Origin of the sequence: Ruegeria sp. HKCCSP346, from assembly GCF_017872595.1 — a bacterium.
Lineage (GTDB): Bacteria > Pseudomonadota > Alphaproteobacteria > Rhodobacterales > Rhodobacteraceae > Ruegeria.
On record NZ_JAEDOT010000002.1, the window covers coordinates 429,800 to 443,184 of the forward strand.

Here is a 13,385-nt window from a genome sequence, read left to right on the forward strand (position 1 = left end):
ACCAGACCATCCGCAATGTGATGCTTTGAGGATGCCAACAAAATCGCATAGAATGTTTACTTGATTTTATTAAGTTAACGAGGGCAATCTATGATGATTGGACAATTTCGAACAATCGTATTGGCGGCTGTATTTGTAGCAGGTGGAACAAGCGTTCTCGCCGCCCCAAAGGATGGAACCTATAGCCTGACCGTGCCGTCCAAAAATCCGTTCCCGGTGTCGGTTACAATTACCGGCGGCAACATTGCAGGCATCACATCCTCAACGCTGCAAAATATCAACGGCGCCGGCGTTTCGGGGAACAGCAAAAAGCAATCCATCAGTTTCAACTTCGACAGCGCGAACTGCGGAGGCGGCAACACCGGCACCATGACATTCGACCTGAGAAAGAATGTCGTGTTCAAAAAATGGAAAGGGACGTGCAGGTCAAAACGTTTTGACATCAGCAAATCTGTGACCGCTGCCCCTGATTAAGTTTTGCTCACCCGGTCCATTACTTCCGCAAGCACCCGCTTGTCATCAGGCAAATAACTGGCCACCCGACTACGCCACAGCGTGGCCTGCGATTGCAGGATCAGACCGTCCGAGAGGATCTTCAGGTGGTTCGCGCGCAGGGTCTCTCCGGTCGAGGTGATGTCGGCAATTGCTTCAGCGGTTTCATTCATCACCGTGCCTTCAGTCGCGCCCTGACTGTCGACCAGCGTGTAATCGGCCACGCCCGCTTCTGTCAGGAATTCCCGAACCAGACGGTGGTACTTGGTGGCAATCCGCAGCCGGTGGCCATGGGTTTTGCGAAACGCGGCTGCTGCCGCGTCCAGATCATCAAGCGTATCGACATCGACCCAACATGCCGGGATTGCGATGATCAGATCAGCCTTGCCGAATCCAAGCTGCGAAACCTCTTCAACCTGCTGTTCCCAGCGCGGCAGTTTCTCGTGCACCAGATCGATCCCGGTGACGCCCAGATGAATCCGCCCCGCCGCCAGTTCACGCGGGATTTCCCCCGCCGACAGCAGGATCAGAGAGACACCGTCGATCCCTTCGACCTTGCCCGCATATTCCCGGTCCGACCCGCTGCGTGACAAGGTGATGCCGCGTTTTTCGAACCACGAGAAGGTCTTTTCCATCAACCGGCCCTTCGAGGGCACACCCAGTTTCAGGCTCATACAGCACCCTCCTCGATCTCCAGCATCAGGTCGGGGCGCAACACGCCGCCGACAGCCGGGATTTCGTCTCCACGGCCCAATTGCCGTGTCAGCGCGTCATAGCGCCCGCCCGTGGCGATCGGAGGCAGATCAGGCCGACCTTCCGCGTAAAACCCAAAAACGAAACCATCGTAATATTCCATTGATGTCCGACCATAGGCGGCCTCGAAATCCAACCGCTCGACATCGACTCCACGTGCTTGCAGTGCAGCCACACGCGCCTCCAGCCGGTCCAGGGCGGGCGTGACCTGCGGCAGATCCACCGCCACGTCGCGCAGCTGTTCCAGCGCAAATGGCATGGTCTCGCGCACATTCAGCAACGTTTCCAGCCCGGCCAGCTCATTGTCGGAAATCGGCGGCGTATCACGGTCTTCGCGCAGGGCTTCAATGCGCGCTGCGATTTCGGCCTTGCGGCGCTTGCCGATCATAGGGGCATCAAAGGCCATCGGATCGGCAGCGTCCAGCAGCGCGGTTCGCCCTTCCGAGGGCGCCTTGCGACCTGCAAACCGATCCAGCAAGATACGGAATCGGCGCGGTCTCCACAGGTGCCGCATAAGAGCGGCCTTGCGGCGCTCGGTCGTACGCAGCCCTTCGACCGCGGCGGTGAGGATACCGATATCCCCGGTTGCCGCACGCAAGGGCAGCCCGCGCAGTTGCAGCGCCATCAGCGAAAACACTTCGGCATCGGCACCAGCGGGATCTTCGCGGTCAAACACCTCATACCCCACCTGAATATACTCGTTCGAGCGGTCCGGGTCGTGTTCCTGACGGCGGAACACCTCACCGGAATAGGTATAGCGTGCAGGCTCGGCCCCGTCTCGCATGTGCATCTGAACAACAGGCAGGGTGAAGTCCGGGCGCAGCATCTGCTCGCCCCGCAGCGCGTCCGAGGTGACGTAGGCACGGGCGCGGATATCCTCGCCATAAAGGTCCAGCAACATTTCAGCGGGTTGCAACAGAGGCGTATCCACCACCTGCGCGCCCGCAGCCTCGAACCGAACACGCATCATCGCGGCACGGGCCTGTATCTGGGAACGGTTGGGCATGGGTCAGTCCTGAATGTCCAGAATTTCACGCACTTTCGCGACCAGATCAGCGCGCGATACTTCGAACTGGCTGGGGCGTTCTTTCCATTCCTCCAGCGTGGCGCTTTCGGCGATTTTGGTTCCAAGGATCAGGTCCTTGATCTGCACGATGCCTTTTGCCTTTTCGTCCCCGCCTTCGATCACCGCAACCGGAGAGTTGCGCTTGTCCGCGTATTTCAACTGATTGCCGAAATTCTTGGGATTGCCCAGATAGACCTCGGCCCGGATGCCCGCGTTGCGCAGCTCGGCCACCATCGCCTGATAATCGGCCATCCTGTCGCGATCCATGACGGTGACGACCACAGGGCCTTTGGCCTGGGCGCTGATCCGACCCTTTTCGCGCAGGGCCGCCAGCAGGCGGTCAACACCGATGGAAACGCCGGTCGCGGGCACTTCCTGTCCGGTGAAACGCTTCACCAGATCGTCATAGCGCCCGCCGCCCGATACGGACCCGAACTGCCGCTTGCGGCCTTTCTCGTCAAAGATCTCAAAGGTCAGTTCGGCCTCATAGACCGGCCCGGTATAATAACCCAGACCGCGCACGACCGAGGGATCGATCTGGATGCGATCAGCGCCATAGCCGCCCGCGGCCAGCAACTCGCCGATCTGTTCCAATTCCGAAATGCCTTCGGCGCCGATTTTGCTGTCACCCACGGCCGCTCGCAGGTTGGCCAGCGTTCCAGCGGCATCATCGGCTTTGGAGGTCAGGAAGGCGATCACCGGCTCGGCCTGATCGTCGGACAGGCCCACACCGTCGATGAACGCGCCCGAGGCATCCAGCCGGCCCTTGGTCAGCAACTCGCGCACGCCCTGCCCGCCAACTTTGTCGAATTTGTCGATGGTGCGCAGAACGTCGTCGCGCGCTGCCGCGTCTTCACCCAAACCCATCGCTTCGAGCACGCCGTTCAAAACCTTGCGGTTGTTGACCCGGACCAGATAATCGCCGCGTGGAATGCCCACGGTTTCCAGCGTATCCGACAGCATGGCGCAGATTTCGGCGTCCGCAGCCATGCTGGCCGTCCCCACCGTATCCGCATCACACTGATAGAATTGGCGATACCGCCCTGGCCCCGGCTTTTCGTTGCGCCAGACCGGACCCATCGCATAGCGGCGATAGGGCGTGGGCAAATCGTTGCGGTGCTGGGCATAGACCCGGGCCAAAGGTGCTGTCAGATCATAGCGCAGCGCCATCCAATCGCCGTTGCCGCCCTCGTCAAACTCCTGCCACGCAAAGACGCCCTCGTTCGGGCGGTCCACGTCGGGCAGGAACTTGCCCAGCGCCTCGACGGTCTCGACCGCACTGCTTTCAAGTGCGTCGAACCCGTAACGATGATACACGCCCGCAATCGTCCGCAGCATCTCGGTGCGCTGCGTGACTTCCTCGCCGAAATAGTCACGGAACCCTTTCGGCGTGACGGCCTTGGGGCGGGGCTGTTTCTTGGGCTTGGCCATGTGGGGCGTCCTTGGGAGTGTCCTTGTTCCGCGCGCGGTCTATCCCATGGTCCGCATCGGGGCAAGGCGCGCTTTCTCTGGCCTTGGGCCGACTGTGTCGCTATGACCAGCGCAAGACAGGAGTTCCCCATGCAGCATCTGGAAGAAGAGATCGCCCATCTGACCCATACCGTGGACGAGCTGAACACGGTCGTCACCAGACAACAGTCGGAAATCGACCGGCTGACCCAACGGGTTGAAATGCTGTTGCAGCGCGAAGCAGAACGGGCGCAGGAAGGATCAGGCGGCGTTGTCTTTGGTGACGAACGCCCGCCGCATTATTGAGTGGCCGGGAGGCCGTTTCTTCCGTTTTGTACAGGCGCTTGGGGCGTGGTAGTCCGTTTTGTACGAAACGTCTCAGGGCCGAACCGTCACACTCGGACAGAAACCGCGTTGGGTAACGGCGCCGGGTATGGGTCAGTTGTCAGTAGTGCGGACAAACCCGCCGCCCGGCCCAATGGCGTCAATTGGCGCTTCCGGCGCTTAATTGCTATTTCCATGGACATCCATGAACGGCAGCTTTCTGCATTAAAACCTTCCGAACAGTCTGCTTGGGACAACCAAATAGACCCTGCGGTTCACGTGAAGACCGAACTTATGCTGCTCCAACCGTGCCAAAGCACAGATGCAGAAACAGCCGCGGTTATCATTGCGGGGATTCCGTCTTTCCAGGAGTCAAATATCAGGTGACAGAAGATGGCTCCGACGGATGTTGCCAAAAGTGCTGCTGCTCCGAGCGGACCCAGCCAGGACTGTTGGAACCAGATTGTGACGGCTCCGAACAATTCAATGAGACCCACCAAGAACATGGCCTGCCGATTGAGGCCATAGCTTTGGAACATTGCGAGCTGTGTTTCGAAGATCTTCCTTTGCCAACCCGCAAGTTTGATTGAGCTCGCGAGCAGGAAGAACGCTGACAGGAGCGCAATGACTATCGTTAAGGTCATTCTTCTGGTTCCGTGTAAGAGCGCTTGAAAGCCTGTGGGGACTGACCAGTCCACCTCCGGAACGCCCGTGAGAATGCAGTCGGGTCGGAAAACCCGAGTTGCTGAGCGGTGTCAGTGACCGAGCAGGATTTCACACCCAACAGTTCAATCGCTTTCTCTCGTTTCATGCGTGCAATGACCTTGGATGTTGTCTCGCCACGTTCCGACAGACGCGCATTCAGGGTATTTGGATGCAAACCGACCGTGCGCGCGGCCTCTACCGCTGTAAACGCCGGATCAGCCAGTCGAGACCGGACGATGTCTTCGAACCCGGCCAAAAAATCGAGCGGGGCCGCAAGTTCCATGACTGATGGGTGATACTCGGGGTTGTTCTCCATCATGTCCTCTGAGAGGCGATGGTTCAGCCAGATGGATGGGAAGCGTATCGAAAACCCTCGATCGTCGCAGGGAATGCCAGTGACCCCGTAAAACTGTTTGGGCAAAACGTTAGGGTTGGCCAGTTGCAGTACGATCTCACGCGGATCCCAACGGAAATCGATCACTCGGTGCAGCAAAGAAATCCAGATCCCGATCATGAAGCCATCGGCTTGGGCAGGTGACACTGACGAGCGAAAATGCCGCCGGGCCGCAAAGTAGGCATTTTCGTCTTCTACGACCAAGGACTGAGTGACTGCATTTGACTCCTTCGAAACAATCTGGGTGAAGCGTGTGAACAAACCACCCAGAGTAAAGGCTTCTGTAAGTTCCTGCCCTTTTGGTAGGAAGCGCCTGAGATCAACAGACTGGCCGACCCGAGTGCAAAAATCTGTTCCTTCAGCTTCAGATGCGGCATTGAAGGCTGCATATACAGTTTCATGTGAGAGAAATTGCTCAGGTGCGATCATCGTTGCCGCGTCAAAACTCAGATGTGCGAAGACATCATCAGCATCCTGCCCCCGCGCGCGTAACGCCGCGACGACCGGCGCCAGTACAGTTGCCCGCACCAATGGCAGATCAGAGCCTTTTGGTGTTTTGCGATTCCCGAACATATTTGCTCCCTCTACTGGGACTCGTGCCAGCGCCACGGCGTGCTTTCCAGAAAAAAGTTCAAAAACCTGACCATATTCTAAACGAAAAATTTCTAACCTTAGGATACGGTCAAGCATTTTCCAGTGAAGGTGTCATATTCATAAAATAAAATGAACTGGTCGACATCGATCACGCAATCAGGGATTTGACATGGCCAAACATTGCAAAAGAGTTTTCGCTGCCTTGACATTTGTAACGCTGACGCTGTCCACCTCGACTGCATTTGCTCAGCAGGAAGCGCCATCAGTCACCTTGTTCAAAAACGTGAAAGTTTTTGATGGGAACACCGATGGTCTTCTGGACCTGGATGTTCTTGTTGTAGGAAACAAGATCCACAAGGTCGCCGAAGACATTCCAGAGACCGGTACATGGGAAGTGCAAGCTGGTCCGAGTGGGCCATTGTATTCAGAAATTCATAGCGGCAGCAGTGGCTACACTTTCATCATCGAGGGCGAAGAAGGGACGCAGACAGTCGAACTGTCGCCCAATGTCATTGACGGCGGGGGACGCACCTTGATGCCGGGCATGATTGATAGCCATACGCATTTTAACCTTTCTATGGACGGCGGGCGTCCGGGCATGGAAATGGCCAGGTGGGACTATATGGCGGGACATGCCTCGTCTGCCGCATTGGAGTGGTTCTACGATGGCTTCACGACAGTGCGTGATATGGGGGGCATGGCCGACGGATTGCGACGTGTCATCGACAACGGCCTAATGGAAGGACCTCGCATCTACAGCGCTGCCGGGATGATCAGCCAAAGCGCTGGTCACGGTGATCTCTTGTTTGAAAGCCAGACAAGTCCCCAACAGAGTAGCACCTGGCGCAATGGCATATACCACATTGCAAACAGCCCTGATGAAGTTCGAGCAGCCGTTCGCAGGAACTTTAATGCGGGCGCCACCCATATGAAAATCATGATGGCCGGTGGTGTTGCCAGCAACAAAGGTCCCTTTGAGGCCTCTCAATACACCGACGCTGAAATTATCGCCGCAGTAGAAGAAGCTGCAACGCGTGGAACCTATGTTGCAGCGCACCTTTATCTTGATGAAGCCATTCGCCGTGCGCTCGATTTGGGTGTCATGTCGATTGAACATGGACAGTTCCTACAGGAAGACACGGCCATGTTGATGAAGGAAAAAGGTGCCTTCATTTCTCCTTACATTGCAGCCGTCATGAGCGAAGACATCCTGACCCATCCGGTCTATGGCAATCCTTCAACATTTGAGTACGCCAGAACACTTATGATGAAAGAGGGAACAAAAAACTTCGCTGAAGTCATCAAAAAGGTGAAGCCGAACATTGTGTTCTCAATCGACATCGTGAGTACCAATGGCATGGCCGCAAGACACCACCGGGACCATGAGAAATGGATATTCGCAGATACATTTGGCAACTATGAAACACTGAAAGCAATGACGTCCACTGGCGGCAAGCTTGCCGCCTTGACCGGTGGCAGTAACCCTTACCCCGCACCTCTTGGTGTCATCGAGGAAGGCGCATACGCCGACATTCTGCTTGTCGATGGAAATCCGCTTGAGGACATCACTGTTCTGGGCGGAAACCCTTCATGGTTCAACGCAGAACCGCGTCCGCGTGGCATCAAGACCATCAACCTCATCATGAAGGATGGCGTGATCTACAAGAACACTCTGCAATAATCCCTCGGGAGGCGGGGCTTCGGCCCTGCCTTCCATTGTTAAGAGAAAGAGTTGTGATGAAGATCAAAACAATGACTTCCCTGAGAGCAGTACTGGCCTTGTCGCTGACCTGCTCTGCCGCTCTTGCGCAGGACGACGCGCCGCCACGGACCCTGTTCACCAATGTTCATGTCTTTGACGGCATGAACGAGGCGCGGATCGAGAATGCCAGCGTTCTGGTCGAGGCCAACCTTATCAAGCAGGTCTCGGCAGAGACCATCGACGCGCCGGATGCTACGGTTATTGACGGTGGCGGGCGCACACTGATGCCAGGTATGTTGGATATGCACGTTCATATCTCGACCTTCGGACCCGTGCAAACGCAATCGCGCGACGGGCTGCATCCTTACGCTCATGGTGCGTTGGCCGCAGATCGTGCCGAAGGGATGCTGATGAACGGATTTACCACAGTACGGGATCTGGGTGGTCCGTCAAATTTCATGCGTCTAATCATCGACGAGGGCGTCATGGTGGGGCCTCGCATCTATCCCACGGAAAACTGGATCACCACAACATCCGGTCATGGCGATTTCCGTGAATTGAATGACTCCCACCCGAATATCGCTGGCGGACGGCAACATTTCTACGAAGATTATGTTACGATTATCGCTGACGGGCGGGCGGAAACCCTGCGCGCGGCGCGTGAAGCATTCCGTCGCGGAGCGGTACAGCTCAAACTGTTCACCGGAGGCGGTGTAACAAGTTTGTTTGATCCACTTCATTCAGGTCCTCTTGATGAAGAGGTCCAAGCAGTCGTTGAGGTGGCGGAGCGCTGGGATACCTATGTCGCGTCTCATGCACACACCGCTGCTGCGCTTCAACAGGCTATCGACAATGGCGTGATGTCGATTGAGCACGCACCCTATCTGACCGATGAGCAGGCCAAAACGATGATTGAAAATGGCATGTTTCTGTCCACTGCGTTTTCGCCTGTGTTTTCAATCTCAGTGGAAGAGGCTGAAAAGGCTTATCCACCAGAAAGCTTTGCAAAGTGGAGCGTTATTCGGGACGCATCGGCAAACTTGCTGGAAGTCATGAAAAACAACCCTGACCTGAAAGTGGTTCTTGCATCAGATCATATTCCCCAATGGAATACTGGTCGCGAATATGATGATCGCGCGCTAGATGAGTTCGAGTTTTTCTCAGAAGCTATTGGCAACTTCCGGACACTAAAGTCGTTTACCTCGACAGCCGGAGAACTGAATGCTCTGACCGGCCAGATGAATCCATACCCAGAAGGCCCGTTGGGCGTCATTCAAGAAGGCGCCTATGCAGACCTATTGCTGGTCGATGGCAATCCTCTGGAAAACATCGAGATCATGAAGGATCCGGACACAAATCTAAAAATCATCATGAAGGACGGCGTGATCTACAAGAACACGCTGAACTGAGCGATGGGCGGGATGGTTCACCTCGTCCATCCCGCCCGTTTGTAAAAACCATTAGAGGAACCAAAAAACGGACATAGGAGAAAGAGACCCGTGGCAAGAAAGCTTTTGCAAGCCACACTGATCACAACCTTGCTTTGCGCGGCCGTAGTGAACGCACAGAGCAGTGGTCCGGGGGTTTTCAGTGCGGAAGGAGAAGGAGTGGTTGTGCCAGCCAAAAGCTGGGATGTGTCGGCAGCCGCCGAAAACCAGATCGACACTGTCCACTTTATTGAAGGTCAATTCGTCAAAGAAGGTGATCTACTGGTGACTTTCGACCAGGTCTTCAAGCAATGGGATGCCAAAATCGGTGAGTTGGCTCACCAGCAGGCCGTGGCTGAACTGGAGTTGGCCCAGGCTGACCTGTCCAGAAAGAAGCGGTTGGGCACCAATTCTGTGTCTGAAGTTGAGATTGCGCAAGCTGAAGCGCGTGTCAAAATCGCCGAAGCGACCGTTGAGACAAAGAGGCTCAATGCGGAAAAGGCCAAGGCTATCTCAGATCTCCAGCTCATCCACGCACCGTTCGACGGCCAGATGAGTGCGCCGCGGTTTCGCGATAATGCAAACGTCGTCGCCGACTCGCCCGAAATCGGAACCCTGTATCAACTGGATCCGATCCACGTTCGCGTGGAGGGAACGTACGAGAAGCATCAGGAACGCATCCTCGCGGGCGAAAGCCACGACAGTGTAATGGGCAGCCTGACTCTGGTGCTGGAACTGCCGGGAGGGAGTGAATTTCCACATCACGGACGCCTTATCTCAACGCCGTTTGAATTCGATCCGGAGACAGGGATTGGCTACAGCATCGCCGAATTCCCCAATCCTGAATTCCTATTGCGCCCCGGCATGAAGGTATTGGTCACGTCTTATGAAAACTCGAAATGATCCAAAGAAAGGGATATCAAATGAAAACTTGGACATCTCCGTTTCTGGCTTCAGCTGCATTGGCGGGACTTGCTACGGTTGCCGCTTCTGAAGCAGCAGACCACGGATCGCACTGGAATTTGATGTCTGACGCTTATGCTCGCGTCGGCGAGATTCTGAAATCTGAGGAAGGCACCACTGCCGTCGAGCGCTTGAACGAAGAATTGTCCGCGCTGAAAGAGGCGTGCGATAAGTTGGAAGTGAAAAGTCAGAACGCGCCATGTCACGAAGATGTACGGCGTCTTCTTTCCATTGCGACCTTCAACGCTGACCCCAATGATCCGAATCGAAACAAGACATTTCCAACGCATATTCCCGATTTTGTTAGTCCGGAGATGCGTGAGGTGATGGTTAACTGGACGCCCAATTGGCTCACCAGCAGTTGGGAAGGCTACCCAGACCCAACGGACTACGGTGCATGGCAGTCGTTGCACGATGAATTGATCGATCCAATGGAGGCCGCCGGCAAACAACTTTTAAAGACTTACAACTTGTCGACCGAGGAACGTGAGATAGGTGGTGTTAGAACGGTTATTATCAGTCCGAGCGAAAACCGCCATCCGGGAAAAATACTCATTCATGCACATGGTGGTGCCTTTTACGGAAACACTCCGGAAACAACGTTTGACCGGACAGCACCACTTGCCAATCATATGGGCATCGACATTGCCTCCGTCGATTACAAATTGATGCCAGCCCCCGACTGGGACATTTTGGACCAGCGGGATCAGGTGATCGCCGTTTTTGATGCACTGACCGGAGAGGGCGGTGGCTATAAACCAGAGAACGTCGGAATTTACGGTTGTTCCGCGGGCGGTGGATTGGTGGCAATGGCGACAAATGCCATGTCGCATCGCGGAGGAGCGCTGCCTGGTGCGGCCGTAATGCAAAGCCCGCAGACTGATTTCTCGTTCAATAGCGATTCGACATGGACGCTGCGGTACGACGATCCACGCACTAACGTAGATCACTTGATCGACTCAGTCTGGCCGATGCTGGGAATTACTGAAGAGAAAGCACAAGATCCGCGCTACTCTACTGTGTACGACAATTTCGAGGGGCGAGATTTCCCTCCGACGATGGTACAGACTGGGTCTAAGGAAATTCAGATGAGCGACGGCATACGCATGTACGGAGTCCTGCGTAGTGCGGGCCACGAGGCAATTCTGGATGTTCACGACGCCATGCAACACTGCTTCCACGGTCATTCCGAGACACCGGAATCCGCTGAAGCTGTTCGCCGCGTCGCTGTGTTCCTAGAAGAGCATCTTGGTTCGGAATGAGAAATATGGATCGCTGAAAGGAGGGGGCGAGTGGCTTGGAGAGACGCTTTGAAGCCGCTCGCCCATATTGAAAAACGTAAGAAAATGGACGTTGTCAAGTCTCAGCGGATCGAGGCCGTTTTCCGCATTCGGGACCTATGATCCGAGCGCCGTGAACGGCCGATGTCCGCCCTTCGCGCTGATGCTGCACAAAATACGCATGCGCACAATGGGCTCATAGCTGCCATCCCGGTGATTGAAGGCAAAGCCCCCGCTTCTCGCTACGGATCCTTGACCGACTACACCCGGTCCAGCTCGATTCCCGAGTTCATTCCAACCGGAACATCAGCTGCTGAAGCCACGGCCTCTCCACACCGGTTGCCTGATACATCGCGTGAAGAAAGTTGTGCGCTGACACCGGGTCGCTCATGAAGGGCGAAGAGCGGATTTCGCCCTTCTTCACCTCGTCGCGCGCCTCGTAGATCACCGTGTCTTCCTTGATCGTCGCCATGATCCTGACGGCGTCCAGCGTCTCGGGGTCGATGGCGGTGGGATCTTCGGAGAGGAGCACGAAATCGGCAAGCTTGCCCGCCTCGATCGACCCCTTGTCGTTCTCCTCGAAATGCTGCCAGGCGGGCCAGATCGTCAGCGCCTTGAGCGCGGTCGCGACGTCGACCCGGTGACGGGGGCCAAGAATGTCACCCGATCGCGTGCGCCGGGTCACGGTGGCATCCAGTATGCGCATGCTGTCAGGCAAGGCGACCGGCGCGTCGTGATGCGAGCCGAACATCATGCCCCGCTCGAGCAGCCAACCAGTGGGAGAAATGTTCTCGGCATTGACCGGGCCCACGGTGTGGTCGCGGTGCCAGTCGCCCCAATAGAAGGTGTGCATCGGGAAAAGGGACATGAACACGCCCAGCCGCTTGTAGGCGTCGACCTGGTCCTCGCGCAGGAACTGGCCGTGTATCAGTGCGGGGCGGTTGCCCGGATCGCCATACTTGTCCTGCGCAGCCTGAAGCGCAGCAATGAGCATGTCCGACGCGCCTTCGCCATTGGAATGGGTGATGATCTGGATGCCATTCTCGTAACACCAGTTCACGGCATCCTGCACCTGCTCGATGGTCACCGCCGAGTACCCCTTGTAGCCTGCGGGATAGTCGCCAACCGGGTCATAATAGGGACGGTCGCGGAGCGCGGTAAAGCCTTGCGGCGAGCCGTCGATCGTCAACTTGCAACCGCCCACGCGAATACCGTTTTCATATTCTTTCGAAACATTGTCGCCAATATAATCCCTGGCTTCCAACACATCGGGATAGGCCACGACGTCAATCGGTATCCTGCCGTCGGCCGCCATGGCCTTCAGCGACTCGACGGCAAACCCCGAGGACCGGCCGTCCTGCCCCGTGGTGTAGCCAAAACGCGCCCAGAGTTTGGACCCGGCAACCGCGAATTCCGCGAAGGCGTCCGGACCGAGTTGCTTCAGGACGGGGACGAGCGTCCCGAAAAACGCGTATTCCTCGAGAACCCCGTTCGGCGCGCCATCGGCTTCCCGCCGAATCTTGCCACCGGCCGGGTCCTGCGTCGATGCATCGTAGCCGACAATCTCAAGCGTCTTCGAGTTCGCCACGCCGAGATGGCCGGACTGGTGGACAATCACGATGGGAAGCTCCTGAGAGATCGCGTCAAGGTCTTCGCGGGTCGGGTGGCGCTTCTCGGCTAGCTGGGCGTTGTCATAGCCGAAGCCGATGATCACTCCGGCCTTCTCGACCGCATCCCTGTTTGCATCGATCCAGTCGCGCAGCGCCTGTTGCAGGCTGGCAATGTCCGTGACCCCGCCGTCCGGCGGCGAAAGAAGGTTCGCCGACAAGGCTTGCAGGCCACCGAAAACCACGTGCCCGTGACTGTCGACAAAGCCCGGCAGCATCGCCCGGCCGTCAAGATCGAACAATTCCGTCGCGTCGCCCCGGTGCGCCATGATATCCGCAAGCGCGCCGACGGCGAGGATACGCCCGTTCTTAACCGCGACGGCCTCGGCGGTCGGCTGCGCATCGTTGATCGTGAGGATCGGTCCGCCAGTATAGATCGTGTCGGCGGCCTCCTGCGCGGTCGCGGCGCTGGTTGACATGGCAAAACCCGCCAGCCAGACAAGATTCAGCAAACGTGACATCAGGAATACCCTCTCAAATACATCGGAAGACAAACGACTGAATAATGGTCGTGTCTATCGTGGCTAAAGCGTATTGCCCGACAGACACGCATTGCAAGATTTTTCGGC

General features: G+C 56.5%; 12 protein-coding genes. 6 read left to right on the forward strand and 6 right to left on the reverse strand.

Translation table 11 applies throughout. From position 1 onward, the window contains the following. The first annotated feature begins 90 nt into the window (after positions 1 to 90). Positions 91 to 474: a hypothetical protein gene (locus I9185_RS10585; RefSeq protein WP_210093025.1), complete on the forward strand. Its 384-nt coding sequence runs from the start codon at positions 91 to 93 to the stop codon at positions 472 to 474. On the opposite strand, the gene hisG is transcribed toward I9185_RS10585, so the two are convergent. From hisG to hisS, 3 genes are read right to left on the reverse strand one after another with little or no spacing between them, the layout of a single operon-like run. Continuing rightward, entirely contained in the window at positions 471 to 1,166 is a 696-nt protein-coding gene (gene hisG / locus I9185_RS10590) for an ATP phosphoribosyltransferase (RefSeq protein WP_171172729.1), read from the reverse strand. The genes I9185_RS10585 and hisG overlap by 4 nt on opposite strands. Next, positions 1,163 to 2,251: an ATP phosphoribosyltransferase regulatory subunit gene (locus I9185_RS10595; RefSeq protein WP_210093026.1), complete on the reverse strand. Its 1,089-nt coding sequence runs from the start codon at positions 2,249 to 2,251 to the stop codon at positions 1,163 to 1,165. Before I9185_RS10595 ends, hisG begins: the two co-directional genes overlap by 4 nt. Before the next feature lie 3 nt (positions 2,252 to 2,254). Next, positions 2,255 to 3,742 (reverse strand): histidine--tRNA ligase, encoded by a 1,488-nt coding sequence (gene hisS, locus I9185_RS10600; RefSeq protein ID WP_210093027.1) that lies wholly within the window; start codon positions 3,740 to 3,742, stop codon positions 2,255 to 2,257. 129 nt (positions 3,743 to 3,871) lie between these two features. On the opposite strand from hisS, the gene I9185_RS10605 reads away from it, so the two are divergent. Beyond that, a complete protein-coding gene (locus I9185_RS10605; protein WP_171723865.1) occupies positions 3,872 to 4,066 on the forward strand; it encodes a SlyX family protein in 195 nt (64 codons plus the stop codon). 293 nt (positions 4,067 to 4,359) lie between these two features. Here the strand turns inward: I9185_RS10605 and I9185_RS10610 are convergent, their stop codons facing one another. Further along, complete coding sequence (locus I9185_RS10610) at positions 4,360 to 4,728, reverse strand: DoxX family protein (protein ID WP_210093028.1); 369 nt, start codon at positions 4,726 to 4,728, stop codon at positions 4,360 to 4,362. Beyond that, a complete protein-coding gene (locus tag I9185_RS10615) occupies positions 4,725 to 5,873 on the reverse strand; it encodes an AraC family transcriptional regulator (RefSeq protein ID WP_210093029.1) in 1,149 nt (382 codons plus the stop codon). The genes I9185_RS10610 and I9185_RS10615 overlap by 4 nt, the downstream gene beginning before the upstream one ends. Before the next feature lie 73 nt (positions 5,874 to 5,946). Between I9185_RS10615 and I9185_RS10620 the strand changes: the two genes are divergently transcribed. From I9185_RS10620 to I9185_RS10635, 4 genes are all read left to right on the forward strand, one after another. After that, on the forward strand, positions 5,947 to 7,458 hold the full coding sequence (locus I9185_RS10620) for an amidohydrolase family protein (RefSeq protein ID WP_210093030.1): 1,512 nt from the start codon (positions 5,947 to 5,949) through the stop codon (positions 7,456 to 7,458). Positions 7,459 to 7,529: 71 nt separating this feature from the next. Further along, a complete protein-coding gene (locus tag I9185_RS10625) occupies positions 7,530 to 8,888 on the forward strand; it encodes an amidohydrolase family protein (RefSeq protein WP_210093031.1) in 1,359 nt (452 codons plus the stop codon). Between the two features lie 90 nt (positions 8,889 to 8,978). Next, complete coding sequence (locus tag I9185_RS10630) at positions 8,979 to 9,809, forward strand: hypothetical protein (RefSeq protein WP_171723869.1); 831 nt, start codon at positions 8,979 to 8,981, stop codon at positions 9,807 to 9,809. A 20-nt stretch (positions 9,810 to 9,829) separates the two neighbouring features. Next, on the forward strand, positions 9,830 to 11,131 hold the full coding sequence (locus tag I9185_RS10635; protein WP_209835359.1) for an alpha/beta hydrolase: 1,302 nt from the start codon (positions 9,830 to 9,832) through the stop codon (positions 11,129 to 11,131). A gap of 307 nt (positions 11,132 to 11,438) precedes the next feature. On the opposite strand, the gene I9185_RS10640 is transcribed toward I9185_RS10635, so the two are convergent. Beyond that, positions 11,439 to 13,277, reverse strand: coding sequence for an amidohydrolase (locus tag I9185_RS10640; RefSeq protein ID WP_209835360.1), 1,839 nt, complete (start codon positions 13,275 to 13,277; stop codon positions 11,439 to 11,441). Positions 13,278 to 13,385: the final 108 nt, after the last annotated feature.